A 26,131-nucleotide genomic window follows, 5' to 3' on the forward strand; every position below is an offset into this window, starting at 1 on the left:
TTTCACTTAGGTAATCGCCAGGGCCGCCCCGAAGGTTACGCCACTTCGAAAAAAACTTTTAAACTTTTTTCTGCCTGGTTTTCCCGGGCTCAGGGCTTCCCGGGAACAGGTCCCGGGACGGTGTGGAGCAACGGAAGCAGACCGGCAAAAGGCCTTGAGCTGGCGCCGGGCGGCGCCGGCACGGGGGTTGCCGGCACGGTCGTCGGCCTCAGCGGCACCGCCGGAGTTTTGGCCTGGCTTCCTCCGTGGTCGGCCGCGGCATTGCCCGGAGCCGGCGTAGCGGACGCGGGGGCCGGCCGGGCCGACTTTGACGCTGACGCAGACGGCGTCACGGCGGCCGGGGACGGCGCGGGAGGGACCGCCACGTCAGAGGGCGAAGGCGGCGGCGCATCGGTGTTCGACGCCGGGGTCTGGCTGATCGGCTCGAGTATCTTCACCACGGCATGGCTGACGCTGCGGCGGAAGTCCTCGCCGGAGGCAGCCACGGCGCCGGCGCCAAGGCCCATGGCCCCGATCACAGCGGCGCCGACCACGATGCCCATCCTGCGCTGCCGGTTGCGGCGGCGCAGGTCCAGGCTGGCGATGCCAGGTGCCAGCAGTGCCTGGAGATCAGCACGCGGTTCAGGGGGTCCGTCCAGGGCGAACGCGCGCAAGTCTTCCAGCGACCTGCGAAGGTCCGCGTCCTCTTCGAACCCGGAATCCTGGAGGATCGCCTGGATATCCCCTTCTTCCCGGCCTGTGGGCGAGACACTCATGATGGTGTGTGGTCCTTTTCCTTGACGAGTTCGCGCAGGGCAATTAGCCCGCGCCGCTGGAGCTGTTTGATGGCGCCCGGGGTCTTGTTCATGATGCCTGCCACCTGTTCGACGGAGAGGTCCGCGACGATCCGCAGTATCAGGACTTCACGCTGCTCGTCGTTGAGCATGGCAAGAGTGGACGACATGCCGCCCAGCGAGCCGAGGACCTCGTCTTCGGCGGAGTTTGAATACCGTTCGTCAGCCAGGGGGTCGTATTCGGTCAGCTGGGGTGTTCTGGCGTACCGGCGCCGGTAGTCGACGAGCCGGGCGTGGGCGACCGAGAAAATGAAGGTCCGCAGGCCCGAGTGACCGCCTTTGACGCCAACGAGTTTGGGCAGGACATCAACGAAGACGTCCTGCGTGAGGGCTTCGGCGTCGTCAACGCCACGGGCCCGGAAATAGCCAAGCACTGCGGGGGAAATAGTGCTGTAGACGGCGCTAAAACCGGAAGGATCGCCGGCTAACGCGGCTGACAATTCGTCGTCGGTCAGCTGAACTGCCAAGGAGCTGTCCTTCCCTTACGGCTGGTGTGCGGCGGTAGTAAGCCTAGCCGCCGCACGCCATATGGCCCTATTCGGGAAAGTCCGTGCCTACTTGCCGAGCTTGGGCAGGTCTGCGGACGGAACGGCCGGCACAGCCGGGACTGCCGCGCCGGGAACGGCCGGGGCTGCCGGAACAGCAGGCGTGGCAGGGACAGCAGGCGTGGCCGGAACGCCAGCGCCACCGGGAACAGCCGGCGTGGCCGGAACAGCGGGAGTGGCGGGAACGGCGGCGGTCGCGTCAACCTTGGCGGCGGCGGAGCCATGCTCGGTCGAAACCTTGGCCTTGCCGGAAACCTCGGCGCCCTTGACCGCAGGGGTCTTGACTGCAGGGGCCTTGACGGAGGGGGAGGCCGGAACTGCGGGTACAGCCGGGACCTCGGGGGTAGCGGGGACGGCGGGCGTAGCGGGGGTCACCTCTGCGTGCTGCGAGCCGGAGACCTGGGCCGCGTTGGCCAGTCCGATGCCGGAGAACCCTCCAACAGCGATGATGGCGGCTCCGACAGCAATCCTGGTGGTCTTGCTAACACTCTTCATAAGAAAAAAACATCCTTTGGTTGGTTGAAGGCCGGGCTGGAGGCTGATGGGGACAACCACCGACCCGGCGCTTACATAGAGGTAATCGAAGCGCCGGGGCCGCAGGTTACGCGCCGACCGGAATTCCTTTGGGGGGATGTGCCACGGCGGAAGGCCCACCTCAGTCAGGGGCCCGCGCCAAGTCAGAAGAGGGCAAGTCAGAAGAGTCGGAGCTGCCCGTTCGGAAATCCGTCAACGCCGGCCTCAGACAGCATCTGGCTCAGGGCATTAACACTGAGCACATCGCCCAGGTCCAGGAGGAGATCGTCGATGCAGGTCTGGCCGTCCAACACCGGAACCCCAGTCAGGCATTCAGTGTCATCGATGCTGAGATTTTCCACCTGAGTGAGCTTAGGGCAGACGGCCGGTGAGCGGAGACCGACACTCCGCCGGCTGCCGGCAAGGACAGCGGCGGGCCACCTCAGAGAGGTGACCCGCCGCCGTCGGAAATGCTGAGGATGTAGCCGGGAACGTCAGTCGTTGATCAGATCGTTGACAACGATGGTCTGGTCCCGGTCCGGGCCCACGCCGATCGCGGAGAAGCGCGTGCCGGAGAGCTTCTCAAGGGCCAGGACGTAGTTGCGGGCATTCTCGGGTAGATCGGCCAGCGTGCGTGCTCCGGTGATGTCCTCGGTCCAGCCCTCGAAGTACTCGAAGATGGGCTTGGCGTGGTGGAACTCGGTCTGGGTCATGGGCATTTCGTCGTGCCGGACGCCGTCGACGTCGTACGCGACGCACACCGGGATCTGCTCGATGCCGGTGAGGACGTCCAGCTTGGTGACGAAATAGTCCGTGAAGCCGTTGACGCGGGAAGCGTGGCGGGCCAGGACGGCGTCGTACCAGCCGCAGCGGCGCGGACGGCCGGTGTTGACTCCGAACTCACCGCCGGTCTTCTGCAGGTACATGCCCATCTCATCGAAGAGTTCGGTGGGGAACGGGCCGGCGCCGACACGCGTGGTGTACGCCTTGATGATGCCGATGGAGCGCGAAATGCGTGTGGGTCCGATGCCCGAGCCCACGGAGGCGCCGCCGGCGGTCGGGTTGGAGGACGTGACGAAGGGGTACGTGCCGTGGTCCACATCCAGGAACGTGGCCTGGCCGCCCTCCATGAGCACCACCTTGCCTTCGTCCAGGGCAGTGTTCAGCACGAGGGTGCTGTCGATGACCAGGGGGCGCAGGCGCTCCGCGAAGGAGAGGAAGTAGTCAACGATCTCGTCCACCACAACGCTGCGCCGGTTGTAGACCTTGACCAGGAGTTCGTTCTTCTGGCGAAGCGAGCCTTCAACTTTTTGGCGCAGGATGGATTCGTCGAAGACGTCCTGCACGCGGATGCCGAGGCGGGCCACCTTGTCCATGTAGGCCGGGCCGATGCCGCGGCCGGTGGTGCCGATGGCACGGCTGCCGAGGAAACGCTCGGTGACCTTGTCCAGCACCTGGTGGTAGGGCGCAACGAGATGGGCGTTCGCGGAGACGCGCAGCTTGGAGGTGTCCGCGCCGCGGGCTTCCAGGCCGTCGATCTCCTGGAACAGGGCCTCAAGGTTCACCACACAGCCGTTGCCGATGATCGGAACTGCGTTCGGGCTCAGGATGCCGGCAGGAAGGAGCTTAAGCTCATACTTCTCACCGCCCACGACGACGGTGTGCCCGGCGTTGTTTCCGCCGTTCGGCTTCACGACGTAGTCGACGCGGCCCCCGAGCAGGTCAGTGGCCTTACCTTTGCCTTCGTCGCCCCACTGGGCTCCGACGATCACGATTGCTGGCATGGGATCCTCCCCCATTCGTTCGGGCCGACTTCCGTTTCATTCACCGGGAGTTTCACCGCGGTGGCTGGCCGGAAGGCAGCGCCGTTCATGAGAATGCCCCGAATGTCAGCGACCGCACCCTCGGCGTTGGCCGATGGACAAAGTCGCAAGAGTTCCGGGGCTCTTACCACCCAAGTTTAGCCGATGGCCAGAGGATGTCTTGCTTTGGCCGTCCGCTGCGGTGCCTGTTGCGCCGGGAGGCGGGCGGTGCAGTGAGCGGTACATTTTGCGGGGCTTGCTAAACTGATAAGGATCGACCAGGAATCGATCCACACCACATTTTCAAACCGACCCGGACTTGGCGCGCCCGTTTCCGGTACGGCAGCGTGACCGATCCCCGCAGGAGACACAGCACTTACATGACAGCCTTGGCTACTGAATCTTTCCGTGAACAACTCCTGAGCCGCCGTTACGAACCCAATGTCGCCGCTGTTAATGAATTGTGCGACTCCCTGCAGAGCACCAAGCCGGGCACCCAGGTGCCTTATGTCGACCCCATGCACGACGTCGATGAATGCCGCATCATCAGCCTCTACTCCAACATCGGCGCCGCCTCGCCGTCGGGCTTCATCACCCCGGGCGACGACGACGCCGCCACCCGCATGCTCGGCGTGCAGTGGAAGCTCGGCCTCCGGCCGGAGTACATCATGCCCTGGAACGTGCACCCGTGGCACACCCCCGGCGAACCGAACGGCAAGTTCACCCCTGACCAGATCTCCGCCGGCCTGAAGCCGCTGCTGAAGTTCCTGGCCCTGGTGCCGCGTGCCTCGGTGATCGTCGCCCACGGCACGGAGGCCAACCGGCTGGCGGGCCTCCTGCTCAAGACCGAGGTCCCGCTGTTGTGGCGCCGCGGCCTGAAGACGTACAAGGTCCGCTCGCTCAGCGGCCGTGCCTTCGCCGGCACCCCGGCCCGCCAGCAGCAGTACCTCGACGAAATGCACGTTGTGTACCTGGACGCCATGGCGCGCACGGGCCTGGCCAAGGCCGCCAGCTAGCTTTTCCACGAATAACGACGTCGGCCCCTCACCTGCTGGTGAGGGGCCGACGTCGTTTGCAGGGGCCTCCGCCGCCGAGGGTTCCCTGGCTGAGCGGAGCGAAGCGAGGGAGGCGGCGGGGATTTACTTGGCTTCGATGGCGGCCTTGGCCGCCGGATCGGAGTCATTGAGGAACTTCTCAATGCGTTCCGGTTCCTCCGCCTCGCCGATGGCCGACGATGCGCGGCCAAGGGAGTACAGGGCACGCAGGAAGCCGCGGTTGGGCTCGTGTTCCCACGGGATGGGTCCCACTCCGCGCCAGCCGTTGCGCCGCAGCGAATCCAGGCCGCGGTGGTAGCCCACACGGGCGTATGCGTAGGAGTCGATGGTGCGGCCGTCAGCCCAGGCTTCCTCGGCCAGCACAGCCCACAGCAGTGAGGATGTGGGGTGCTTCTCCACCAGATCCAGGGCTTCCTGGCCCGCGTCCAGCTGCGCGTAGACCTCGGTCTCGGCAGGCAGGAGCGTGGGCTCGGGACCCATCAGGTTCTTGCGGAACTCGTCGGACATACTAGAAGGTCTTTCCGGCCGAGCCGAGCTGCTTGGTGGCTTCAACAACGCGGGCTGCCAGGCCGGCTTCGGCCGAGGCGCCCCAGACGCGGGGATCGTAGGTCTTCTTGTTGCCCACTTCGCCGTCGACCTTCAGCACGCCGTCGTAGTTCTTGAACATGTGGTCGGCCACGGGACGCGTGTAGGCGTACTGGGTGTCGGTGTCGATGTTCATCTTGATGGTGCCGTAGGAAACGGCGTCGGCGATTTCCTGGTCGGAGGAGCCGGAGCCGCCGTGGAACACGAGGTCGAACGGGTTTTCCTTGCCGATCTTGGCACCAACCTGGGCCTGGATGTCCTTGAGGATCTCCGGGCGCAGCTTCACCCCGCCCGGCTTGTACACGCCGTGCACGTTACCGAAGGTCAGCGCGGTGATGTAGCGGCCGTTCTCGCCGGCACCGAGGGCTTCGATGGTTGCCAGGGCGTCTTCCACCGTGGTGTAGAGCTTCTCGTTGATTTCGTGCTCCACGCCGTCTTCCTCGCCGCCGACCGTGCCGATCTCGACCTCGAGGATGATCTTGGCAGCAGCGGTGCGCGCCAGCAGTTCACGGGCGATGCGCAGGTTCTCCTGCAGGGTTTCGGCGGAACCGTCCCACATGTGGGAGTTGAAGAGCGGGTTGCGGCCGGCCTTGACCTCAGCCTCGGAGGCTGCCAGCAGCGGCAGGACGAAGCCGTCCAGCTTGTCCTTGGGGCAGTGGTCCGTGTGCAGCGCGATGTTGACGCCGTAGTTCTTGGCAACTTCGCGGGCGAAAGCGGCGAAGCCCAGGGAACCGGCAACCATGTCCTTGGTGGAGGCGCCGGACCAGTAGGCCGCACCGCCGGTGGAGACCTGGACGATGCCGTCGGACTCGGCCTCGGCGAAGCCGCGCAGGGCCGCGTTCAGCGTCTGCGAGGACGTGACGTTGACCGCCGGGAATGCGAAGCCGCCCGCCTTTGCGCGGTCGATCATCTCGGAGTAGATCTCTGGGGTTGCAATGGGCATGCTGACTCCTAAAGTGAATTTCGTCTGCGGGTTGTGTTGACCCGGGAGTGAACCTCGTCGGCTACGAACCATCCTAGCCAGTTCTGCGCGGGGGCAGTGTTTCGGGTCACTGGGCCGGGTAACACTTTGTTCCGGTCCGGCGGGCGGACAGCGGCTACACGTGCTGGCCGAAGACGTGGCGCCGCACCCACGCGTGCATGGCAATCGCCGCCGCCGAGCCTGCGTTGATGGAACGAGTGGAACCGAACTGTTCGATCGACAATGTGGCCTGGGCAGCTTCATGCACCTCCGGCGTCAGGCCCGGGCCTTCCTGGCCGAAGACCAGCACGCACTTCCGCGGCAGCTCATACGTCTCCAGCGGCACCGAGTCCGGGAAGATATCGATGCCTATGATGGCCAGCCCCTCCCCCTGCGCCCACGCGACGAAATCCGCCACGGTGGGGTGGTGGCGGACGTGCTGGTAGCGGTCGGTGACCATTGCGCCGCGGCGGTTCCACCGGCGTCGTCCGATGATGTGCACCTCTTTGGCGAGGAAGGCATTGGCGGTGCGCACCACGGTGCCGATGTTGAGGTCGTGCTGCCAGTTTTCGATGGCGATGTGGAATTCGTGGCGTTTGGAATCGAGGTCCGCCACGATCGCCTCGTGCTTCCAGTAGCGGTATTTGTCCACCACGTTGCGCCGGTCTCCGTCCGACAGGAGGTCCGGGTCCCAATGGTCGCCTTGCGGCCACTCGCCTTCCCAGGGCCCGACGCCGACTTCCGGCTTTGGCTCCGGCGTTTCCTCCGCGGCTGGTTGGGGTTCTGCTGGGGTCCCGGGCGTTTGAGTCACCCCTCAACACTAGACTGGGCTCCGGAAGCAACCATCACCGGCGGAGGTAATCGTGGCAGAAGCGGATCAGGTCAAGGGAAACGCTGCGGTGTACCGCAGCGGCCAGGAAATCGAGTGCTGGCTGACCGATATGGACGGCGTCCTGGTGCACGAAAACCAGGCGGTCCCGGGAGCGGCGGAGCTGATCCAGCGCTGGGTGGACACGTCCAAGCGGTTCCTGGTGCTGACCAACAACTCCATCTTCACTCCCCGGGACCTCGCCGCCAGGCTGAGTGCCTCCGGTCTGGAGATCCCGGAAGAGAACATCTGGACCTCGGCCCTGGCCACTGCGCAGTTCCTGAAGGACCAGGTGCAGGGCTCCGACTCCGGCAACCGCGCGTACACCATCGGCGAAGCAGGACTCACGACGGCGCTGCACGAGGCCGGCTTCATCCTTACCGACCAGAATCCCGACTTCGTGGTGCTGGGTGAGACGCGCACGTATTCCTTCGAGGCGATCACCATGGCGATCCGGCTGATCCTCGCGGGGGCGCGTTTCATTGCCACCAACCCCGACGCCACCGGCCCCTCCAAGGAGGGCCCCATGCCCGCCACCGGCGCCATCGCCGCCCTGATCTCCAAGGCGACCGGCCGCGAACCGTACATCGTGGGCAAGCCGAATCCCATGATGTTCCGCTCGGCCATGAACCAGATCGATGCCCACTCCGAAACCACCGCCATGATCGGCGACCGCATGGACACGGACATCATCGCCGGCATGGAAGCCGGGCTGCACACGGTGCTGGTGCTCACCGGCATCACCCAGCGCGAGGACATCGCGGCCTACCCGTTCCGCCCCAACCAGGTGCTGAACTCCGTGGCGGATCTCAAGAACCAGATCTGACCGGAACCCTTAGAACGGCGTCATTTTCCGGCCGCCCGACGGCAGCGGCAAAATCTCGTCCTGCAGTGCCGCCAGGATCGGCCGGTAGACGAACGGATTCCAGCCCGGGCTGGCGTGGGCGGGCAGCGCTCCGTCCGTCTGACGGTCCGAGGACACCATGTTGTCGGCGAACGTCCGGGCCCAGGACTGGCGGGCGGTCTGGTAATTGACGGTCTGGTCCCGGGGGTTTCCGATGTAGGCCATCCGGGTCTTGCCGATCCGGCCTGCGAACCGGGTGGCGTCGAAGTGGTAGATGTAGGCGGACTCGGACTGGATCAGCACGCTGGACGGGGCAATCGGGGACAGCTGCTCCAGCGTCTGGTCCAGGATCTGCCGCCAGGTGCGCTCGTCCTTATGCACCACGCGCTCGCCCAGCTCGTACCCTCCGCGCAGCACCGAAGGGATCCGGAACCCGCTTTCGTACAGGAACACCACGCCGTCGAACCAGCTCTGGTCAAGGACGTCGAACTTGCTGTAGGGACTGGAGTCGAGCACGATCAGCGCCACCTCGGCGCCGTGGAGTTCGAGCAGCCGGGCCGCCACCTGGGTCGCGACCATGCCGCCGAAGCTGTGCCCGTAGAAGTAGAGCCTGGTGAGGTTGTTGGCCCGGACGTGCTCGATCACGGCGATGACCAGCTGGTCGATGTCCAGACCGAGGTTGGAATAGCCGACGGCCGCCAGCTGCCCGCGCTGCCGCAGCGTTCCGCGCAGTGAGTTGAGGATCCACTGCGCTTCTTCCCAGCTGGTCTTGTAGCCCGGGAACAGGATCCAGCTGGCGTTCGGGAAGTAGCTCTTCGCAAAGTCGTCTTCCACGACCAGGATCTTGTTGACCTGGCGCTCCTCCTGGACCGTCCGGGTCAGCAGCATGTCCGCCGCGAGCACGGACGAAGCGCCCGCCCCGGCAAGGAATGTCCGCCGGGAGAACCGCTTCAGCTCCGCGGCATGCCGGAGAAGCCGGGCTGCTTCTGCCCCCGGCCGCTCCCCCTGACCCGCCTGACCAGCGGCTCCTTCGTATGGCACTGAACTACCCTAGGCACACTTCAAACCTTAGGCACAGTTCAGGCCCTAAGCACAGTTCAACCGGGCCCGGCAGGCTGTTGATCGTAAAGTTGAGGCCACCCGGTCCGGTCAGTTGCTTGAGGCGTGCTTCTCGGCGGACTCGGCCAGTTCCCGGCGGGCGATCTCCTCTCCGATTGCGTCGTACCGGGCCAGCAGTTCATGTCCGGAATGCCCGGCTGGATCGTCCAGCAGCCCGAAGACCGAGTCGCTCGCGGCGAGCAGCTCGTCGGAGGAATAGTCGGATAGCGGGCGGAGCCCTGCGGCCTCCAGCGCCTCGGACAGCTCTGACGGGTTCGTCAGCGCCGTGAAGTCAGGGCGTGATTCCGCCGCGGCGTGGTCGCGGGTGGCCATGACCTCAAGCAACACGCCTGGCGCGGCTCCGGAGGAGACCTGCCGTGTGCCGGCGTCGAGGGCGTTGAGGTCGATGCGCAGGCCGGCGAGGGCGGATGACTCCACGAAAGCGGCGTGCGAAAGATCCACAGTGATGGGCGAAGAGATGCCCGTCCGGCGGACGCGCTGGATTTCGTGCATCAGATCCGGGCGGGACGCCTGGGTGAGCCTCCCCCGGACATCGATCCGAGCGGTGCCGGCGGCGTCGTCGATCTTAATGAGGGGATTAAGCTGGTTGTCCATAGGTACTCCAAAAGGGGTGTCTATGGCCGACGGCTCAACCTCGGACAGCCTATCCCGGGCAGGCCGGCCGCACAAGCAGCAGGCGGCCGGGCTAGCCCGCCTGAATTTTCCCGGGCTCCTCGAAGTGCGTGCGGGCCTCCGCGCCTCCCACCGAATTCACCAGCGACGCAGCAATGTCGCGGAGTTTCACGTTGCTGTGGCTCGAGGCATCGGTGAGGATCCGGACGGCCGTCTCCTGGCTGCACCGGTTCTGCGCCATGACGATGCCGACGGCGATGTCGATGACGGTCCGCGATTCCAACGTCGCGCGGAGATTCGTTGCGCTGTCCGTGTGCAGCGAAAACCTGACCGCCAGGCGCAGGGCCTGGGAGATCTCCCGGGTGTACCCGCGGGCGCGGGCCGCGGAAATCTCATTGAACTTGTACGGCACGTCAGAGTAGAGGTTGAGCGCGGCCTTCGCGTCCCCCTGCAGATTAAAGGGAAGCGACAGCACCGAACGCAGCCCGTGCGAAGCCACCGCGTTGGCGTAATCAGGGCCCCAGCGGTCTTCTTCGAAGAGATCCGGAACGTGGACTTCCCGGTCTTCCTCCGCGGCGGTCAGGCACGGCCCCTGGGACAGCGAATACTGGATTTCGTCCACTTCGCGGGCGGAGTCGCTGCTCCAGCCGATCGTCGCCGCCTTGCGGTCCCGCAGGAGCGTGATTCCGCAGAGGGCGTCGTCACCGTCGCCCGCCACCTGGTGCGCCGAGTACCGCGCCAGCTCATTGAGGAAGTCCTCAAAGTCGGCGCTCTCCAGAATGAGGTTCTGGATTTGCTCAACACTGCTCAGGGCTTGATCCGACGGGCGCATGACGGGGTACTCCAAGTGAAGGGACTGATCCAGGGTACCGAAATACTAGGCCACCCGGGGTGTGCCGTCCACCAGGGCAGGCTGTCAGCTCAGGCCGAGTTCGTCCTTGCCGAAGGCGAACAGGTACGGCACGCCGGTTTCGGCTTCGATCTTTTCCTTGGCTCCGGTGTCGCGGTCGACAATCACGGCGACGGCCACCACGTTGCCGCCGGCCTTCCGGACGCCCTCGACGGCGGTCAGCGCCGAGCCCCCGGTGGTGGACGTATCCTCCAGGACCAGTACCTTGCGTCCTTCGACGGACGGCCCTTCGACCTGCCGGCCCATGCCGTAGGACTTCTGGGCCTTCCGGACCACGAACGCGTCCACGGTGCGGCCGGCGTCAGTGGCTGCGTGCATGACCGCCGTGCCGACCGGGTCAGCCCCCATCGTGAGGCCGCCTGCGCACTCAAAGTCGATGCCGGCGTCGTCAATCAGTGACAGCATGACCTGCCCCACGAGCCTGGAGGCCTCGTGGTGAAGGGTGATGCGGCGCAGGTCGATGTAGTAGTCGGCCTCAGCTCCGCTGGACAGGATGACCTTGCCGCGGACCACGGCGAGCTCCTTGATGAGTTCCAGCAGGCGGGCACGGGCAGCAATGTCGGATGCAGAGTCCGGAGTGGCAGTCATGGGTCCAAGTTTAGTGGGTGGCGGATTTGTGACGGACCGGCGGTACTGGCTGCCTGCGGGGAGCATGCCGGAGACACGCTAGGCCACGGCCCGCGGTTCCTGCCGCCGGGCAAACCCGGGAGCGTGCTCGGGCCGGGGCCCGAAGGCGATGAGGCGGGGCATGACCTTCCGGACCGCCGGAACCCGGCGGGCGATAAACGGCAGGAGTGCCGGCGGCCCGGCCCTCCTGCCGGTGAACAACGGAACAAACACCACGCGGTGCATGATCCGCTGGACAGTCTGGACCACCACCGTGGGCATCTGCCGCCGGCGCTGAACGGCTTCGAGCTCTTTGCGGCTCACGTGACCCCGCAGGAGGGCAGGGGCGAGCCGCGCCGCCGCTGCGACAGCATCCTGGATGGCGAGATTGATGCCCACTCCCCCGGCCGGCGACATCGCATGGGCCGCATCCCCGATGCAGAGCATCCCGTCCACGTACCAGCGCCGCAGCCGGTTGAGCCGCACGTCGAGCCAGTGGAGGTCATCCAGTGAACTGATGGCGTCCAGGCGGTCGGCCAGGTCGGGCCGCAGGGAGCCGACGCGTTCCCTGAACCGTTCCACGCCCTCGCTACGGATGCGGCCGTCCGAGCCTTTGGGCCCGAGATAGCCCATCTGGTAGTAGTCGTCGCGGAACAGCGCGATCATGGCCTCGTGGCCCTTGAACGAGGGCACGATCCCGGCCACTTCACCCTTCTCGGAGGGATACCGCGGCAGCTTGAACCACCAGGTGTCGAACGGCACCGGGAATTCCTTGGGCTTAAGGCCGGCGGCCTGGCGCAGCACGGAATGCCGGCCGTCCGTGGCCACCACCAGGTCCGCCCGGATCGCGCCCTCGGTTCCCGTCTTGGTCCGGTAGCGGACGCCGGTGACCCGGCCGCCGTCGGACATCAGCGACGTCGCGTTGTGTTCCATCTTCAGCGTGAACGTCGGCTCCTCCGCGGCGGCCCTGGCCAGGAAATTCAGGAAGTCCCACTGGGGCATCATGGCGATGTAGTTGTACGGCGGGCGCAGGGATGCGAAATCACCCAGCGTGACCAGCCCGACACCCGGCACGGGGAACGCGACGTTGCGCAGGCGGCTCTGCGGAAGCTCGCGGAATGCACCGCCCAGGCCGAGCTCGTCAATGAGGCGGATGGTTGACGCGTGCACGGTGTCTCCACGGAAGTCCCGGAGGAAGTCGCCGTGCTTTTCGAGGACCGTGACCTCCACGCCGGCCCGCGCCAGCAGGAGACCCAGCATCATGCCCGCCGGTCCGCCGCCGACCACCACGCAACCCGTTCTCTCCATGAGCCAACGCTACGCCTGTCCGCGCGGCGGGGCACGGGTGGATTTCGCTGCTGGATTTCGCTGCGAAAAGTGGCCGGCGCTGCGGAAACGGACCGCCGCTACGCGGATTCCCGTAGCGCCGGTCCGATTCGGTGTCGCCAGGCCGGAACCGCAGCGAAATTGTGGCTCGTGCGGCCTACGCTGCCAGGTGCTGCGGGCGCTGCCGGCGCTGCCGGTGCGCCGTTGCCCGTCACCAGTCGTGGACCGTTCCGTCGACGAGGCGGTTGTAGGGCAGGTAGGCCTGCTGGTAGGGGTACGTGGCGGCGGCCGCCTCGTTGAATTCGACGCCGATGCCGGGCTTGTCCCCCGGGTGCAGGTAGCCGTCCACGAACGTCATGGACTGCTCGAACACCGTGTTGGTGGCGTCGGAGTGCTGCATGTATTCCTGGATGCCGTAGTTGTGGATCGCCAGGCCCACGTGCAGCTGGGCCGCGAACCCCACCGGGGAGATGTCGGTCGGGCCGTGGAAGCCGGACTTGATCTGGTACTGCGCGGCAAAATCCATCACCTGGTCCGTTTGCCCCGAGACCACCTCCGGGGCCGCGGCCCCCGACGCCGCCGCCCACACGGGCGCCACGGCATGCATCGTCTTCAACGACCTCCTGGCCATCGGCATGCTTCAGCGCCTGCGGGAGCGGGGCGTTCGCGTGCCCGAGGACATGAGCATCGTCGGGTGCGATGACATCTTCGGCGCGGACTTCTGCAACCCCCCGCTCACCACCATCGCCTCCCCCATCGAACAGGCAGGACGCGTGGCCGTCTCCATGCTCCTGGCCCAACTCAATCCGCTGCAGGGCGGCCCCAGCCGGCGCCTTGCCGTCATGCCCACGCACCTCACCATCCGCGGCTCCACCGGCCCCGCCCGCGTTCCGTAGTTCATGCGCGACGCATTCCGCCCGGCGCGGCAACGTAGTTGAGTGTTCCCGACCACGCTGACTAGGCTGGGTCACATGCGCGAAATCCAGGCCAAGATCATTGAAGAAATGGGCGTTCAGCCCCGGATCGATCCTGCAGAGGAGGTGCGCAAGCGCGTCACCTTCCTGAAGGAGTACCTCAAGGCCACCGGCACCAAGGGCTTCGTCCTGGGCATTTCCGGAGGCCTGGATTCGTCGCTCGCCGGGCGGCTCGCCCAGCTGGCCGTCCAGGAGCTTGATTCTGAAGGCGTGGACGCCAATTTTGTCGCCGTGCGCCTTCCCTATGGCGTGCAGCATGACGAGGACGACGCGCAGGCCGCCCTGGACTTCATCCAGGCCAAGACCGACTGGACGTTCAACATCTCCGCGGCCGTGGACGGCTTCGAGGACGAGTTCGAGAAGACCGTGGGCAACGGGATCTCCGACTTCCACAAGGGCAACACCAAGGCCCGCACGCGCATGATCGCCCAGTACGCCCTCGCCGGCGAACACAACTACCTCGTGATCGGCACGGACCACGGCGCCGAGTCGGTGACAGGCTTCTTCACGAAGTTCGGCGACGGCGGCGCGGACATCCTTCCGCTGTTCGGCCTGAACAAGCGGCAGAACCGCGCCCTCCTGGCCCATCTCGGTGCCCCCGCGCGGATCTGGGAGAAGGTGCCCACGGCCGACCTCCTGGATGACAGGCCTGGCCGCACGGACGAAGACGAACTCGGCATCAGCTACGACCAGATCGACGACTACCTCGAGGGCCGCGACATCCCCGAATCCGCTGCCGCCCTGATCGAGGAAAAGTACCTGCGGACCCGGCACAAGCGGACCGTCCCTGTCACCATCTTCGACACCTGGTGGAAGCACGAGGGTCCGGAGGAGCCCAGGGTAGGACTCTGATTCGGGTAGAACCACGACGCCGGGAGCTGCTTGAGCGGTAAGCCGCCGGACGCCGTCGAACGCTTCACCTCAAAAGCAGCCTCGCCTGCTGCTGCCAGCCTATGGCAGCAGCACGATCTTGCCGCGGCCATGGCCGGCCCGGCTGATCTCCAGTGCCTCGGCCGCCTCGATCAGCGGCATCCGGTGGGCGATGGTGAAGGTGAGCTGGCCTTCGGCAGCGAGCGTTGCGGCTTCCACGATGCGGCCCTCCAGTTGCCGGACAGCCGCCAGCCCGGCCTCTGACGAACGCTTCCCGGGAACGGTGGTCACGGCCCGGTTGCTGCCCTGAAGCAGTTCCGCCGTGGCGGCCACTGAATCGTCGCCGCCAACGGTGTCCAGCACGGCCGTGACATTACCGGCCACATCAGCCAGCGACCGCACCCTGTCGGCCAGCCCGGGCCCATAAGTTACGGGTTCGGCCCCCAGCTCCCTGAGGTACTCCTGATTCGCCTCCGATGCCGTGCCGATCACCCGCGCGCCGAAGGCCTGGGCGATCTGCACCGCACCCGAACCCACACCGCCCGCGGCCCCGTGGATAAGGACGGTGTCGTCGGCGCCGATTTCCAGCTGCTTCAGGGCCGAGTACGCCGTCCCGCCGGCCACCGGAATGCACGCTGCCTGCTCGAAGTCGACTCCCGCCGGCAATGGAGTCAGCTGATCAGCGGGCACCACTGCCTCGGTCCGGTAGCCGCCGATGAAGCCGTTCCAAATCACTTCATCACCCACGGTGAATCCTTCAAATGCGGGCCCAACCGCAGCGACCACACCGGCCGCCTCGCAGCCGGGCACAGCCGGGAGGTCAACCGGGGCCCATTGTTTCAGGTGGCCGGCTACGAGTCTCCAGTCGATGGGATTGACGCTCACAGCACGGAACTCCACCAGGACCTGGCCTTCGCCGGGCTCTGGAAGCTCCTCGATGCCCACCTTGAGGACCTGCGGGCTGCCGTATTCCTCAAAGTAGATCCTTGTGCTCATGGCGCTGGCTCCTTCGATGGTGTCCAGGGCTCTGTTGCAGGGCCTGACTGCAAGCCTAGGCACGGCGATGCGGCTCCACAACAGTTCGGGCAGGGCGCTCAGGGGTCGCTTATGGCGGCCCTGAGTTGTGGCCTGAGTTTGCGTCCCCCGCTCCGGGCGCCGCCGTCAGTGCCGCCGCCGGTCCCGGCCCGGGGCGCTGAGTTGGACCGTGAACCGGTGGGCCTCCTCCAGCAGGAGCCGGCCGAGGAGGTCCTGCCGGTCTTCGCGGAAACGAGGTTCGATGCCGGTCAGCGACAGCGCCCACGCGGGCCGGCCCGCCTGGTCAAAGACCGCCGCCCCCATCCCCCAGCTTCCTTCGAGCACCAGCCCGGGGTTCACCGAATATCCGGTGCGGCGCGTCTGCCGGAGGTTGGCCCTGACCACGCTTTCGGTGTGCCCTGCGGCGAAATCCCCTGCGTGCGCGGCCCAGTCCGAGAGGATCTGTTCCTGCTCGTCGTCGGGCAGGAAGGCCAGGATCGCGGCGCCTGCCGACGCCACTCCCAGCGGAAACCGGACGCCCTCATGCAGCACAAACGACCGGACCGGGAAGCTGCCTTCCTCCCGCAGCAGGCACACGGTCTCGGCGCCGCGGCGGATGGAGAAGAAGGCGCTCTCGCCGGTTTCCTCGGCGAGCCGGCGGAGGCTCGGCCGGGCGATGTCCTCCAGCGGGAAGCGTGCGGAGGCCACCGCTCCCATGAGCAGGACCTCGGGTCCCAGGACCCAGTTTCCGCTTCGCGGGTCATGGTCAAGGAGTCCCTCCGAGGCCAGTGACGCGAGAAGGCGGTGGACGGTGGGCCGGGTGAGGCCGGATTCCCACACGAGCTCGACGAGCGAACTGCCCTCCGGCCGGCGTCCCACGATGCGCAGGAGCCCGGCAACGCGGCTGACCACCTGGGCGCCCTGGACTGGGGCTTGGTTCATGATTCTCCTCAAGTATCCATATTGTGGATACCCCACAGCCTACCGTCCACACTGTAATGGGCGGTGAATTGACGCAGAAAGTTGCCCTTGACAGGCCGACTCGAAGGTCCCTAGGCTCCAAGATCAGACGCTTCGTCCACAAAGTGGACAGCCCACCGTACGGCACAGCTCAACGAGGAGATGCGATGTCCAAACTGAATTCCGGCGCTGCCCAGGCGCTGAACGGGGTCCTGCGGGACGGGATGACGCTCGCCGTCGGCGGTTTTGGCCTCAGCGGGATCNAAGACCCTCGCAGAACAGCGGCCGGATGTAGGCCGGAACGAAACCGCCGGCAGGCCACCGCGGTTCCCGGCATCATGATGGCCAAGCTGGGCCTCACCCACAGCTCAACGAGGAGATGCGATGTCCAAACTGAATTCCGGCGCTGCCCAGGCGCTGAACGGGGTCCTGCGGGACGGGATGACGCTCGCCGTCGGCGGTTTTGGCCTCAGCGGGATCCCGGCGGACCTGATCGAGGCCGTGCGGGATTCCGGAGTCCGCGGCCTCACGGTGGTCTCCAACAACATGGGCGTCGACGGCAAGGGCCTCGGTGTCCTGATCGAGGCCGGCCAGGTGCGCAAAGTGATCGCGTCCTACGTGGGCGAGAACAAGCTGTTCGCCGAACAGTACCTGGCCGGGCTGCTCGAGGTGGAGTTCACCCCGCAGGGCACGCTGGCCGAGCGGCTGCGCGCCGGCGGCGCCGGCATCCCGGCGTTCTACACCAAGACCGGCGTGGGCACGCTCGTCGCCGAAGGCAAGCCGCTCGCGGAGTTCGACGGCGAAACCTACGTCCAGGAGCGGGCCATCCGGGCCGACCTCGCCCTGGTCCACGCGCACACCGCGGTCGCCGAAGGCAAGCCGCTCGCGGAGTTCGACGGCGAAACCTACGTCCAGGAGCGGGCCATCCGGGCCGACCTCGCCCTGGTCCACGCGCACACCGCSGACACCGACGGCAACCTGATCTACCGCYACACCGCACGGAACTTCAATCCGGTGGTGGCCACCGCGGGYGCCGTCACCATCGCCGAGGCMGAGGCCATAGTCGAGCCCGGCGCCCTGGACCCCAACCACATCGTCACGCCCGGCGTCTACGTCCAGCGCCTGGTCCAGGCCAGCAGCCGGGTCAAGGACATCGAGCAGCGCACGGTCCGCCCGAGGGTCGAGCCCGCCTCCGCAGCAGCCCCGGCCTGATTAGCCCCGCCAAMCCAGCGCGAACGAACACTTAAGCCCCCCCGCAACTTTGAGAACCCAAGGAGAACCCCATGGCCTGGACCAGGGATGAAATGGCTGCCATCGCGGCCGAAGAACTCAACGACGGCGACTACGTCAACCTCGGCATCGGCATCCCCACGCTCGTGGCCAACAACCTGCCCGAGAGCGTGCGCGTGGTCCTGCAGAGTGAGAACGGCCTGCTCGGCATGGGCCCGTTCCCCTACGACGGCGAGGAGGACGCCGACCTCATCAACGCCGGCAAACAGACCGTCACCGTCCTTCCCGGCGGCAGCATCTTCGACTCCGCCACCTCCTTCGGCATGATCCGCGGCGGCCACGTGAAGGTGGCCATCCTGGGCGCCATGCAGGTCTCCGGTAACGGCGACCTCGCCAACTGGACCATCCCCGGCAAGATGGTCAAGGGCATGGGCGGCGCCATGGANAAGGTGGCCATCCTGGGCGCCATGCAGGTCTCCGGTAACGGCGACCTCGCCAACTGGACCATCCCCGGCAAGATGGTCAAGGGCATGGGCGGCGCCATGGACCTCGTCGCCGGCACCCCGCGCGTCGTGGTCCTCACCGAACACAACGCCAAGGACGGCACCGCCAAGATCGTCAAGGAATGCACCCTGCCGCTCACCGGGCTGAGCTGCGTGGACCGGATCATCAGCGACCTCGCCGTCTTCGACCTCGTGACCAAAGCGGCGGCACAAAGCACCTANCAACGCCAAGGACGGCACCGCCAAGATCGTCAAGGAATGCACCCTGCCGCTCACCGGGCTGAGCTGCGTGGACCGGATCATCAGCGACCTCGCCGTCTTCGATCTGGAAAAGACGGACGACGGCGGCCGGCGCCTCACGCTGACCCGCCTCGCCCCGGGCGTCACCGTCGAGGAGATACGGGAGAAGACCGAGGCGGAATTCACGGTTGCTCTGGAGCGGCTGGCCGAACCGGCCCAGCTTTGACCAACTTAGTAGCCTGAGACGGGCGCCCAACAGGGGTCGGAGGTCCAAAGCCGGGCCAGTTCGGCTGCGCTGTCAGCCCCGTGCTCGGATCAGCGCGGCGATCTCGGCAAAGCCCAGCCGTTCCGCGTTCTCCAGGGCTGTCCGGCCCTGCGGATCCCGGATGTTGGGGTCGGCGCCGGCGGCAAGCAGCGGCCGGACCACTTCCTGCTGGTTCGGCCCGCCGTTGTTCAGCAGGATTGCTTCCTGCATGGCGGTCCAGCCGAGATTGTTCACGTGGTTGACGGGCACGCCGGCGGCGATGAGGATCCGCACGGTCTCCACGTGGCCGTGCTCGGAGGCGGGAATCAGCGCGGTTCCGCCGAAGCGGTTGGTGCTGGCAACGTCCGCGCCGTTGGCCAGGGCCAGCCGCAGGACATCGTTGAAGCCTTCAGCCCCTGCGTACAGGAAGGCCGAATCCTGGATGGCGTCCCTGGCGTTCACGTTCCCGCCGGCCTGGATCAGTTTCCTGACGAGGGCGGCGTCGTTGGCTTTGGCGGCCAGGATCAGCTGCTGGTCCAGCTGCCTCTGGGCCTCCGCCAACGCCGGCCGGGACTGTGCGGGGCTAGACACAACGGGCGCTGTGGCAGCAGGGCGGGTGGTGGCTGGCGCCGCAGCAGCCGTGCCGGACGACGGCGGAGCAGCGGCGCTGTTGCCGGACGCACTCCCCGACGCCGGTCCGCCGGCCGGCGGGGAACCGGGCTCGCATCCCGCCAGCAGCGTAGCCAGGCACGCCAGGCCCAGCAGCCTAAGCGCTACGGCTGAACGCCAGCCGCCGGAGCTGGACCTCACCCGCGATCTGCACCTCACCCGCGATCTGCACCTCACCCGCGATCTGCACCTTGCCATGAAGCGGAGCCTACTTCGCGGTTCCGGCAATCGCCTCGGCGCCGGCCACTGCACAGGCCTCGTCAAGCTTGCCGTCGGGGGCGCCGCCCACCCCGATCCCTGCCACGGAGGCGCCGTTCACCCTGAGCGGGACGCCGCCGGGCAGGTAAAGGGTGCCCGGAAGGTCGGCGATGCTGGGCCCGTTGCCGGTGATGCGCCTGGCCAGCTCACTCGTGGGCGCGCCAAAGGCGGCAGCGGTGTAGGCCTTCTGCTTGGCGGACTCGATGGTGTGCTCGGCCGCGTTGTCCCCGCGAAGGATGGCCTGCGCCGTGCCGAACCGGTCCACGAGGGCAACGGTCACGAACGGCAGCTTGTCCGCCTGGCACTTGGCCAGCGCTGCGCCGACGGCCTTAGCCGAGGCGCCCACGCTGATCCTGTTCTGGGACACGACGTTTTCGGGCACCGGCTGGACGTCCGCGGCCGGCACGGCTGCCGGCGCCGCAGACGCCGGGGCCGTACCGGCCGTGGCGGCCGCGGTTGCACCGGCGGTAAGCACGACCACCCCGGCTGCTGCGGCGGCAAAAATCTTCTGGGACTTCTTCACGATGGTTCTCCCTAACTAAGCCTGAAATTCGAACGGCCTGAACGGCTACATTTCCATCGTGCCGCCCGGCCGAACGGGACACATCGGGCCTTCAGGTGAACCCGTGTCCTCCTTCGGGCCAGCGGGATCAGCCAAAAGGCTGAGAGACCAGCAACGGCGCGGGCAATAGCATGGTGGTTAGCACTTCATCCACCGGAACCGGATCCACCATGCCTTCCTCAGCCCCAGCCGCATCCCCGGAAGTATTGCCCGACCGGCAGTCCGCAACATCGGGCAGCGGCCGGCTGGGCCGCATTGACGCCGCCGTCCACCTTGGTTTTGCGGTCCTGATGGTGGCGTCCGTGGTGCGCTACGTGATGCGGCACAGCCCGCAGGACAACCTCCTGATCCTGGGCATGGCTGCGGCCGCCTGTGGACTCTACGCCGTCATCGCGGTGCTGGCCCAGCGCCGGCGTCCCTGGGCGGTCTGGATGTTCGTCCTGGTGGCGGTCTGGGCAGTGCTGGTGATTTCCGCCCCCAGCTTCGCCTGGTGTTCGTTCGCGCTCTTCTTCCTCTGCCGCACGGCGTTCACGGGCGCCGTGGCCTATATTGCGGCCGGCGCGACGGCGGTAGCCACCGCCGTAGGGCTGTTCCGGCTGAGCGACGGCACCGATCTCGCCATGCTGCTGGGCCCGCTCGCCGTCGGCGTTCTGCTGACGCTCATCTACGACCGCATAGAGCACGACGCCGCCGAGCAGCGCCGCCTGCACGCCGAGGTGTCGCTCGCCCAGGGACAGCTGGCAGCCAGCGAGCGCCGTGCAGGCACCATCGCCGAGCGCGAGCGCGTCTCCCGCGAAATCCACGACACCGTGACGCAGGGCCTCGCCAGCAGCCTGCTCCTCCTCGAAGCGGCCAACCGCGCCTGGCCCGGCCCCACGTCCCGGCAGGACCTCCGCGAAGCCAGCGAATTGCTCCGGCGCAACCTTTCCGATACCCGCAGCCTGGTGCATGAACTGGCGTCCCCCGGGCTCGATGCCTCGCCGCTGCCGGACGCATTGCTGCAGGCCGCGTCCCAGTACGTGCCCGATGCCAGGCTGCTGGTCACCGGCGAACCGCGGCCCGTCCCCGCCGAGGTCCGCCATGCGCTCCTGAGGGTGGTGCAGAGCGCCGCAGCCAACATCAAACTCCATGCCTCCGCGGCGAACGCCACTATCACCCTGGGCTTCCTCCCGGAGGCCGTCACCCTGGACATTTACGACGACGGCGCCGGCTTCGATCCGGCGGCGGTAGCACCGTCGTCGGACGCCGGAGGGTACGGGCTGCGGGCCATGCGGCAACGCGTGGAGCAGCTCGGCGGCGCCTTCTCCGTGGAAAGCACGCCGGGCGAAGGAACGATAGTGGCCGCCCAATTGCCGGTGAGGGAAGAAGAATGAGCGCCATAACCGTGCTCCTGGTGGACGATCACCTTGTGGTCCGCAGCGGACTCAAGGCCCTGCTCGGCACCCAGCCGGATATCGAGGTGGTGGCCGAGGCTTCCTCCGGAGAGGAAGCGCTGACCGCTATGAAGGTGCACTCCCCCGCCGTCGTGGTGATGGACCTGGCCATGGGTCCCGGCATGGACGGGATCGAGGCCATCCGGAAGCTCCGCGAACGCAACCGCAGGCAGGCCGTGCTGGTGTTCACCACCTACGATTCGGATGCCGACATCGTCCGGGCCGTGGACGCCGGGGCCATGGGCTACCTGCTCAAGGACGCCGCGCCGGAGGAGATCTTCGCCGCCGTCCGCGGGGCTGTGCAGGGCAAGAGCGTGATGAGCGCGCCCGTGGCGTCCAGGCTGTTCCAGCAGCTGCGCAATCCGGACGAGGTGCTGACCCCGCGGGAGGCCGAGCTGTTGAGCCTGCTCACCGAGGGGCTGAGCAACCGGGAGCTCGGCCAGCGGCTGTTCATCTCCGAGGCCACGGTCAAGACCCACCTCGCCCACATCTACGCCAAGCTCGGCGTGGAGACCCGGGCCGCGGCTATTTCCACCGCCATCCGCCGCGAGGGGATGCGCTAGCCGGGTCCGGCTGAACCCGCACGGGCCAGTGCCGTCGTGACCAGCGCCGTTGTGACCTCGTTCGGCGGGCCGGCAGCGGTGACGCGCCGCGGCGGGTGCGTGTCGCGGCTGTTCCCGCGCGAAACAGGGTCAGGACGGCGACCGGCCCAGCTGCCCACCGACGTGGTGGTCAAGGTGACGGCGTCCTGTGTCTGCGGCTCGGACCTGTGGCCGGCGTGGCCGTGGCTCTTGTGTTGCCCCAGCACCGGGTCTACGGTGATCCGCATCAGCTTCCACCGCCGTCGTCGAGGAGCCGTCATGGCCAGGTTTGTGCAGATCATCGAATTCCAGACCTCCCGGATCGAGGAGATCGAAGAGCTGGGCCGGCCGTCTAGAACCGAGGGAACCACTGCCCCGACGTTCCGCCGCATCATCGCCACGGCGGACCGCGACCGGCCCGGGACCTACCTCACCATCGTGGAATTCGACTCCTATGAGTCAGCAATGGAGAACTCCAACCGGCCGGAAACGTCGGACTTCGCCGCCAAAATGGCCGCACTGTGTGACGGACCCCCTGTATTCCGCAATCTCGACGTGCAGTGGGAGGACACTGGCCAGGAGCCGGACACCACCGTGTAGCCCGGAAGCCAGACGAGCGAACCTGACCCAGAAACGAGGCACAGGACATGAGTCCTCCGGAGAGCGGCACGCCTGACCGGCTCGTGCTGGAACTCGGCCAGCTGGGCTCCGAACCGCTAACGCTCGTGGGCGGCAAAGCCTTGAATCTCGGCAGGCTCGCCGACGCCGGCTTCCCGGTCCCGGCGGGGTTTTGCCTGACCACGGCCGCCTACAGGATGGCGGTTCCTCCCGAGCTGGACGCGCTGGCTGCCCGCCTTGACGGCCTGGCAGCCGGGGCAGCACACACCGGCGAGGTGCCGGCCACCGGCGGTCCAGACGGCAATGAGCCCGCCCAGCGTGAGGGTGCCCTGAGAGAAGATGCCCAGCGCGAAATTGCTATGCGTGCGAGGGAACTCGTGGGGACGTCACCCGTCCCACCCGAGGTGGAGGCAGCCGTTCGCAGGGCCTACGCCGCAATGGGCGACGTGTCCACGCCCGCCGGCAGCGCACCCGCCGGCAGCGAACCCGCCGGCAGCCCGCCCGCCGTGGCGGTGCGGTCCTCCGCCACGGCCGAGGACCTGCCCTTCGCGAGCTTCGCCGGGCAACAGGATTCCTTCCTCAATATCGTTGGGGCCGACGCCGTGATGCAGGCAGTCCGGCGCTGCTGGGCCTCCCTCTGGACGGACCGGGCTGTTGCGTACCGTTCGGCCAACGGGATCCGCCATAGCGACGTCGGCCTCGCCGTCGTCGTCCAGCATGTTGTGGACGCCACCACCGCCGGCGTGCTGTTCAGCGCAAACCCGGTCACCGGCACGCGTGGCGAGACGGTCATCGATGCGAGCGCCGGCCCCGGGGAGGCCGTGGTTTCCGGAGCGGTGACTCCCGACCACTTCGTGGTGGAGACGGCCACGGGACGGATCCGGCAGTCCAGCCCGCGACCCGTCGATGCCGGAACAGGCGACGGCGGCAGCCCGGGCCTGACCGACGCGCAGCTCCGTGAACTCACGTCGCTGGGACTATCAGCCCAGGAGCTTTTCGGGGAGCCGCAGGACGTGGAGTGGGTCATCGACGCCGAGGGCACAATCTGGCTGACCCAGTCGCGGCCGATCACCACCCTGTATCCCCTGCCGGATCCGTCGTCCGCCAAGCCTTTCGGGCTGGAATCGGCGCCGGACGGTGAAACCCGCGTGTATCTCTGTGGCACCCTGCTGCAGGGGCTGACGCGCCCCCTCACGCCAATGGGGCTCTCCGTAATGGGCATGATGGGAAACCGCAGCTCGCCGTGGGCCTATGTCAGCCCCGGGCTGAGGATGTATGCGGACCTGACACCATTTGTCCGCACCGCGTACGGCCGCCGGATGCTGCTGAAGTGGCTTCCGTTGGCAGACGGAAGATCGGCTTCTGTTCTGCCCGCGCTCCTCGACGACCCGAGGTTCGGCCTCACCAAAGGCCAGCCCCGCCCGTCCAAAGCTAGGGCGTCGGAAGCTCGCCGCAGGGACGGCACGGCGGGCCTCGCCATGGTGGTTTGGCTGGTCCCTGCCCTCATCCGGGCCGTCCTGCGGCCCAAGGCTGAGCTGCACCGGGCTTTGCGCTTCGGAAAGCGGCTCGAGGCGGACCTGGCCCTGCCTGAACCAGCGACAGCATTCAGGCGGCTTGACCACGCCCAGCATGCCCCGGCCCGCACGGTTGATGATCTGGTCCGGGCTACGCTGCCGGCACCGGCCGCCGGATACGCCATGCTGGGCCTGGCCCGCTGGCTTCTGCGCGGAGTGGCCGAACCCCGCGAGCTGGAGGCCGTCCTGCGCGGACTCCCCCACAACGTGACCACCGAAATGGACCTTGAATTGTGGCGTCTGGCTGTTTCCGTCCGAGACGACGCCGCCTCGCGTGAGGCATTCCTGGGCAGGCGTCCCGACGAACTGGCCGTGAGCTATGCCGCCGGGGAGCTGCCGCCCGTGGCCCAGGCCGGCCTGCGCCGCTTCCTGGAACGGTACGGCCACCGCGCCGTGGCTGAAATCGACCTTGGCATGCCGCGGTGGTCCGAGAAGCCGGACCACATTCTGGGAATGATCTCCAACTACCTAAAGGTGGAGAATCCTGAGTTGGCCCCGGACCGGCAGTTCGCACGGGCTGCTGACCATGCCGAGGCCAGAATCCGCAGCCTCGTGGCCCGGGCCGGGGCAGTGAGCCGGTGGCGGGGCCGCCTGGTGGCTCTGTGCCTGCGCCGGACGCGGCAGCTCGCCGGCCTGCGCGAACTGCCCAAGTTCTACGTTGTGACCGTCTTTGGCGAAGTCCACAGGCAACTCGCGGCCATCGGCGCCGAGCTGGCCAGGGCCGGCACCATTGTGGCTGCGGACGACGTCTTCTTCCTGACTTTCGACGAGGCCCGCGTGGGCCTTCGTGGCGGCGAGCTGAAGGGAATGGTTGCGGAGCGTCGTCGGATCTATGATGCGGAACTTCGGCGGAGGCACATACCGCGGCTCCTGCTCTCCGACGGCACGGACGTCGAGGCCGCGGTCGCAGGTGCGGCTGCAGCCTCCAGCCTCGTTGGGACGCCTGCGTCTGCCGGGAAGGCCGCGGGCAGGGTCAGGGTGATCCTGGACCCCGTGGGCGCGCATCTCGAACCTGGGGAAATCCTCGTGGCGCCGTCCACCGATCCCGGCTGGACTCCGCTTTTCATGACCGCAGGCGCGCTGGTGATGGAGATGGGCGGGGTCATCTCGCACGGAGCCGTGGTGGCCCGCGAATACGGCATCCCCGCCGTCGTCGGCGTGCCCCACGCCACCACCCGGCTGCGCACCGGCCAGACCGTCGTCGTGGACGGAGCCGCCGGGACCATCACCGAGGTTGAAACCGCAACCGACGTCGGGACCGTTACCGGCGTTGGGACCGTGACGTAATCCGGTCCTTCGAGGAGCAGATTGAGGGGCCCGCCGTAGCCCGGAATGCCCGAGGAATTCGTGCTTCCGGAGCCCGGATATCTTCAAATCCGCCCTGTCCGAGATCAGGAAAGCGCAGGTCCGGCTGGCCCCTGTGAACAGAATCTGCCGTTACAGGAGGGACAGTTGATGACGGCAGCTATTGCACGGCCAGCGAACGCACCCTAGGTTTGAGACAGCGGAAGACAGTCTCCGCATCTGCCTGCCGTCGGAGCAGGACCAGAAAAAGGGTTACAAAGGAAGTAGTAGTAATGGCAACAGGCACAGTTAAATGGTTCAACGCCGAAAAGGGTTTTGGCTTCATCGCTCCGGATGACGGATCAGCAGATGTTTTCGCCCACTACTCGGCAATTGCCAGCAGCGGCTACCGCTCCCTGGATGAAAACCAGAAAGTCGAATTCGATGTGACCCAGGGTCCCAAGGGCCCGCAGGCAGAGAACATTCGCCCGCTGTAAGGCTTAAAAACTCCCCTGTCCGTGCTGATCTGAGCACGGAC

General features: G+C 67.0%; 28 protein-coding genes and 5 pseudogenes. 14 read left to right on the forward strand and 19 right to left on the reverse strand.

The window, feature by feature from the left end; genetic code table 11:
- Nucleotides 1-89: 89 nt before the first annotated feature.
- The 5 genes from ASG92_RS18035 to ASG92_RS18055 all read right to left on the reverse strand — a co-directional run bounded on the left by ASG92_RS18035 (nt 90) and on the right by ASG92_RS18055 (nt 3,675).
- Complete coding sequence (locus ASG92_RS18035; RefSeq protein WP_056631240.1) at nt 90-755, reverse strand: hypothetical protein; 666 nt, start codon at nt 753-755, stop codon at nt 90-92.
- On the reverse strand, nt 752-1,300 hold the full coding sequence (locus tag ASG92_RS18040; protein ID WP_056631243.1) for an RNA polymerase sigma factor: 549 nt from the start codon (nt 1,298-1,300) through the stop codon (nt 752-754). The genes ASG92_RS18035 and ASG92_RS18040 overlap by 4 nt, the downstream gene beginning before the upstream one ends.
- An 87-nt stretch (nt 1,301-1,387) precedes the next feature.
- A complete protein-coding gene (locus ASG92_RS18045) occupies nt 1,388-1,873 on the reverse strand; it encodes a hypothetical protein (RefSeq protein ID WP_056631246.1) in 486 nt (161 codons plus the stop codon).
- Between the two features lie 197 nt (nt 1,874-2,070).
- Entirely contained in the window at nt 2,071-2,253 is a 183-nt protein-coding gene (locus tag ASG92_RS18050) for a hypothetical protein (protein WP_056631250.1), read from the reverse strand.
- Between the two features lie 132 nt (nt 2,254-2,385).
- A complete protein-coding gene (locus ASG92_RS18055; protein ID WP_056632182.1) occupies nt 2,386-3,675 on the reverse strand; it encodes an adenylosuccinate synthase in 1,290 nt (429 codons plus the stop codon).
- Between the two features lie 398 nt (nt 3,676-4,073).
- Between ASG92_RS18055 and ASG92_RS18060 the strand changes: the two genes are divergently transcribed.
- Complete coding sequence (locus tag ASG92_RS18060; protein WP_056631254.1) at nt 4,074-4,709, forward strand: uracil-DNA glycosylase; 636 nt, start codon at nt 4,074-4,076, stop codon at nt 4,707-4,709.
- Between the two features lie 123 nt (nt 4,710-4,832).
- On the opposite strand, the gene ASG92_RS18065 is transcribed toward ASG92_RS18060, so the two are convergent.
- The 3 genes from ASG92_RS18065 to ASG92_RS18075 form a co-directional block, all read right to left on the reverse strand.
- Nucleotides 4,833-5,255, reverse strand: a complete 423-nt coding sequence (locus ASG92_RS18065; RefSeq protein WP_056631257.1) for a DUF3151 domain-containing protein — start codon at nt 5,253-5,255, stop codon at nt 4,833-4,835.
- A 1-nt stretch (nt 5,256) separates the two neighbouring features.
- Nucleotides 5,257-6,276: a class II fructose-bisphosphate aldolase gene (gene fbaA, locus ASG92_RS18070; RefSeq protein ID WP_056631260.1), complete on the reverse strand. Its 1,020-nt coding sequence runs from the start codon at nt 6,274-6,276 to the stop codon at nt 5,257-5,259.
- 154 nt (nt 6,277-6,430) lie between these two features.
- On the reverse strand, nt 6,431-7,105 hold the full coding sequence (locus ASG92_RS18075; protein WP_056631263.1) for an RNA methyltransferase: 675 nt from the start codon (nt 7,103-7,105) through the stop codon (nt 6,431-6,433).
- A 52-nt stretch (nt 7,106-7,157) separates the two neighbouring features.
- Between ASG92_RS18075 and ASG92_RS18080 the strand changes: the two genes are divergently transcribed.
- Complete coding sequence (locus ASG92_RS18080; protein WP_056631265.1) at nt 7,158-7,988, forward strand: HAD-IIA family hydrolase; 831 nt, start codon at nt 7,158-7,160, stop codon at nt 7,986-7,988.
- Nucleotides 7,989-7,997: 9 nt separating this feature from the next.
- Here ASG92_RS18080 and ASG92_RS18085 read toward each other — a convergent pair whose 3' ends face one another.
- The 6 genes and pseudogenes from ASG92_RS18085 to ASG92_RS18110 form a co-directional block, all read right to left on the reverse strand.
- Entirely contained in the window at nt 7,998-9,047 is a 1,050-nt protein-coding gene (locus tag ASG92_RS18085; RefSeq protein WP_056631268.1) for an alpha/beta fold hydrolase, read from the reverse strand.
- A 108-nt stretch (nt 9,048-9,155) separates the two neighbouring features.
- Nucleotides 9,156-9,719 carry an STAS domain-containing protein gene (locus ASG92_RS18090; protein WP_056631272.1) on the reverse strand — a complete coding sequence of 188 codons (564 nt, stop codon included), beginning with the start codon at nt 9,717-9,719 and terminating at the stop codon, nt 9,156-9,158.
- Nucleotides 9,720-9,810: 91 nt separating this feature from the next.
- A complete protein-coding gene (locus ASG92_RS18095; RefSeq protein WP_056631275.1) occupies nt 9,811-10,569 on the reverse strand; it encodes a GAF and ANTAR domain-containing protein in 759 nt (252 codons plus the stop codon).
- 84 nt (nt 10,570-10,653) lie between these two features.
- Complete coding sequence (gene pyrE, locus ASG92_RS18100) at nt 10,654-11,235, reverse strand: orotate phosphoribosyltransferase (protein ID WP_056631278.1); 582 nt, start codon at nt 11,233-11,235, stop codon at nt 10,654-10,656.
- Nucleotides 11,236-11,313: 78 nt separating this feature from the next.
- Entirely contained in the window at nt 11,314-12,561 is a 1,248-nt protein-coding gene (locus ASG92_RS18105; RefSeq protein ID WP_056631282.1) for an FAD-dependent oxidoreductase, read from the reverse strand.
- A 229-nt stretch (nt 12,562-12,790) separates the two neighbouring features.
- Nucleotides 12,791-13,111: pseudogene (locus ASG92_RS18110) on the reverse strand (enolase C-terminal domain-like protein); the annotation flags it as partial.
- 10 nt (nt 13,112-13,121) lie between these two features.
- Between ASG92_RS18110 and ASG92_RS18115 the strand changes: the two are divergent.
- Both ASG92_RS18115 and nadE read left to right on the forward strand, forming a co-directional pair.
- Nucleotides 13,122-13,475: pseudogene (locus ASG92_RS18115) on the forward strand (LacI family DNA-binding transcriptional regulator); the annotation flags it as partial.
- Nucleotides 13,476-13,550: 75 nt separating this feature from the next.
- Entirely contained in the window at nt 13,551-14,405 is an 855-nt protein-coding gene (gene nadE / locus ASG92_RS18120; protein ID WP_056631292.1) for an ammonia-dependent NAD(+) synthetase, read from the forward strand.
- 99 nt (nt 14,406-14,504) lie between these two features.
- Here the strand turns inward: nadE and ASG92_RS18125 are convergent, their stop codons facing one another.
- Together ASG92_RS18125 and ASG92_RS18130 are read right to left on the reverse strand one after the other, a co-directional pair.
- Nucleotides 14,505-15,419 (reverse strand): NADP-dependent oxidoreductase, encoded by a 915-nt coding sequence (locus ASG92_RS18125; protein ID WP_056631295.1) that lies wholly within the window; start codon nt 15,417-15,419, stop codon nt 14,505-14,507.
- Nucleotides 15,420-15,584: 165 nt separating this feature from the next.
- Nucleotides 15,585-16,379, reverse strand: coding sequence for an IclR family transcriptional regulator (locus ASG92_RS18130; protein ID WP_056631298.1), 795 nt, complete (start codon nt 16,377-16,379; stop codon nt 15,585-15,587).
- Between the two features lie 185 nt (nt 16,380-16,564).
- Between ASG92_RS18130 and ASG92_RS29935 the strand changes: the two are divergent.
- The 5 genes and pseudogenes from ASG92_RS29935 to ASG92_RS29940 form a co-directional block, all read left to right on the forward strand.
- Nucleotides 16,565-16,660: pseudogene (locus ASG92_RS29935) on the forward strand (succinyl-CoA--3-ketoacid-CoA transferase); the annotation flags it as partial.
- Between the two features lie 121 nt (nt 16,661-16,781).
- Nucleotides 16,782-17,609: a CoA transferase subunit A gene (locus ASG92_RS18135; RefSeq protein ID WP_056631302.1), complete on the forward strand. Its 828-nt coding sequence runs from the start codon at nt 16,782-16,784 to the stop codon at nt 17,607-17,609.
- A 71-nt stretch (nt 17,610-17,680) separates the two neighbouring features.
- On the forward strand, nt 17,681-18,072 hold a 392-nt coding region (locus ASG92_RS29295; protein WP_277309758.1), incomplete at its 3' end, for a CoA-transferase.
- Between the two features lies 1 nt (nt 18,073).
- Nucleotides 18,074-18,351: pseudogene (locus tag ASG92_RS29300) on the forward strand (CoA-transferase); the annotation flags it as partial.
- Nucleotide 18,352: 1 nt separating this feature from the next.
- Nucleotides 18,353-18,596 (forward strand): annotated as a pseudogene (locus ASG92_RS29940) (CoA-transferase); the annotation flags it as partial.
- Between the two features lie 72 nt (nt 18,597-18,668).
- On the opposite strand, the gene ASG92_RS18145 reads toward ASG92_RS29940, so the two are convergent.
- Together ASG92_RS18145 and ASG92_RS18150 are read right to left on the reverse strand one after the other, a co-directional pair.
- Nucleotides 18,669-19,205: an ankyrin repeat domain-containing protein gene (locus ASG92_RS18145; protein ID WP_157372286.1), complete on the reverse strand. Its 537-nt coding sequence runs from the start codon at nt 19,203-19,205 to the stop codon at nt 18,669-18,671.
- Between the two features lie 286 nt (nt 19,206-19,491).
- On the reverse strand, nt 19,492-20,064 hold the full coding sequence (locus ASG92_RS18150; RefSeq protein WP_056631306.1) for a heme-binding protein: 573 nt from the start codon (nt 20,062-20,064) through the stop codon (nt 19,492-19,494).
- A gap of 209 nt (nt 20,065-20,273) precedes the next feature.
- Here ASG92_RS18150 and ASG92_RS18155 point away from each other — a divergent pair, with 209 nt between their 5' ends.
- Nucleotides 20,274-21,476: a histidine kinase gene (locus ASG92_RS18155; RefSeq protein WP_082579590.1), complete on the forward strand. Its 1,203-nt coding sequence runs from the start codon at nt 20,274-20,276 to the stop codon at nt 21,474-21,476.
- Nucleotides 21,473-22,099, forward strand: a complete 627-nt coding sequence (locus ASG92_RS18160) for a response regulator transcription factor (RefSeq protein ID WP_056631311.1) — start codon at nt 21,473-21,475, stop codon at nt 22,097-22,099. The genes ASG92_RS18155 and ASG92_RS18160 overlap by 4 nt, the downstream gene beginning before the upstream one ends.
- Here ASG92_RS18160 and ASG92_RS18165 read toward each other — a convergent pair.
- Nucleotides 22,096-22,365, reverse strand: a complete 270-nt coding sequence (locus tag ASG92_RS18165; protein WP_056631316.1) for a hypothetical protein — start codon at nt 22,363-22,365, stop codon at nt 22,096-22,098. The two genes, ASG92_RS18160 and ASG92_RS18165, sit on opposite strands and share 4 nt — an antisense overlap.
- Before the next feature lie 31 nt (nt 22,366-22,396).
- Here ASG92_RS18165 and ASG92_RS18170 point away from each other — a divergent pair, with 31 nt between their 5' ends.
- The 3 genes from ASG92_RS18170 to ASG92_RS18180 all read left to right on the forward strand — a co-directional run bounded on the left by ASG92_RS18170 (nt 22,397) and on the right by ASG92_RS18180 (nt 26,090).
- Nucleotides 22,397-22,717: a hypothetical protein gene (locus ASG92_RS18170; protein ID WP_056631319.1), complete on the forward strand. Its 321-nt coding sequence runs from the start codon at nt 22,397-22,399 to the stop codon at nt 22,715-22,717.
- Nucleotides 22,718-22,764: 47 nt separating this feature from the next.
- Nucleotides 22,765-25,596, forward strand: a complete 2,832-nt coding sequence (locus ASG92_RS18175) for a PEP/pyruvate-binding domain-containing protein (RefSeq protein ID WP_056631322.1) — start codon at nt 22,765-22,767, stop codon at nt 25,594-25,596.
- Nucleotides 25,597-25,886: 290 nt separating this feature from the next.
- Nucleotides 25,887-26,090, forward strand: coding sequence for a cold-shock protein (locus ASG92_RS18180; RefSeq protein WP_013599688.1), 204 nt, complete (start codon nt 25,887-25,889; stop codon nt 26,088-26,090).
- Nucleotides 26,091-26,131 lie beyond the last annotated feature (41 nt).

Origin of the sequence: Arthrobacter sp. Soil736 (genome assembly GCF_001428005.1) — a bacterium.
In the GTDB taxonomy this organism is placed as follows: Bacteria; Actinomycetota; Actinomycetes; order Actinomycetales; family Micrococcaceae; genus Arthrobacter.

Bases quoted from the DNA above. Each gene is read 5' to 3' on its own strand.
- ASG92_RS18095 (WP_056631275.1), bottom strand. From the start codon at position 10,569: ATGCGCCCGTCGGATCAAGCCCTGAGCAGTGTTGAGCAAATCCAGAAC.
- ASG92_RS18180 (WP_013599688.1), top strand. From the start codon at position 25,887: ATGGCAACAGGCACAGTTAAATGGTTCAACGCCGAAAAGGGTTTTGGC.
- ASG92_RS18065 (WP_056631257.1), bottom strand. From the start codon at position 5,255: ATGTCCGACGAGTTCCGCAAGAACCTGATGGGTCCCGAGCCCACGCTC.
- ASG92_RS18165 (WP_056631316.1), bottom strand. From the start codon at position 22,365: ATGCGGATCACCGTAGACCCGGTGCTGGGGCAACACAAGAGCCACGGC.
- ASG92_RS18105 (WP_056631282.1), bottom strand. From the start codon at position 12,561: ATGGAGAGAACGGGTTGCGTGGTGGTCGGCGGCGGACCGGCGGGCATG.
- fbaA (WP_056631260.1), bottom strand. From the start codon at position 6,276: ATGCCCATTGCAACCCCAGAGATCTACTCCGAGATGATCGACCGCGCA.
- ASG92_RS18125 (WP_056631295.1), bottom strand. From the start codon at position 15,419: ATGAGCACAAGGATCTACTTTGAGGAATACGGCAGCCCGCAGGTCCTC.
- ASG92_RS18035 (WP_056631240.1), bottom strand. From the start codon at position 755: ATGAGTGTCTCGCCCACAGGCCGGGAAGAAGGGGATATCCAGGCGATC.
- ASG92_RS18160 (WP_056631311.1), top strand. From the start codon at position 21,473: ATGAGCGCCATAACCGTGCTCCTGGTGGACGATCACCTTGTGGTCCGC.
- ASG92_RS18090 (WP_056631272.1), bottom strand. From the start codon at position 9,719: ATGGACAACCAGCTTAATCCCCTCATTAAGATCGACGACGCCGCCGGC.
- ASG92_RS18175 (WP_056631322.1), top strand. From the start codon at position 22,765: ATGAGTCCTCCGGAGAGCGGCACGCCTGACCGGCTCGTGCTGGAACTC.
- pyrE (WP_056631278.1), bottom strand. From the start codon at position 11,235: ATGACTGCCACTCCGGACTCTGCATCCGACATTGCTGCCCGTGCCCGC.
- ASG92_RS18055 (WP_056632182.1), bottom strand. From the start codon at position 3,675: ATGCCAGCAATCGTGATCGTCGGAGCCCAGTGGGGCGACGAAGGCAAA.
- ASG92_RS18155 (WP_082579590.1), top strand. From the start codon at position 20,274: ATGCCTTCCTCAGCCCCAGCCGCATCCCCGGAAGTATTGCCCGACCGG.
- ASG92_RS18045 (WP_056631246.1), bottom strand. From the start codon at position 1,873: ATGAAGAGTGTTAGCAAGACCACCAGGATTGCTGTCGGAGCCGCCATC.
- nadE (WP_056631292.1), top strand. From the start codon at position 13,551: ATGCGCGAAATCCAGGCCAAGATCATTGAAGAAATGGGCGTTCAGCCC.
- ASG92_RS18130 (WP_056631298.1), bottom strand. From the start codon at position 16,379: ATGAACCAAGCCCCAGTCCAGGGCGCCCAGGTGGTCAGCCGCGTTGCC.
- ASG92_RS18170 (WP_056631319.1), top strand. From the start codon at position 22,397: ATGGCCAGGTTTGTGCAGATCATCGAATTCCAGACCTCCCGGATCGAG.
- ASG92_RS18060 (WP_056631254.1), top strand. From the start codon at position 4,074: ATGACAGCCTTGGCTACTGAATCTTTCCGTGAACAACTCCTGAGCCGC.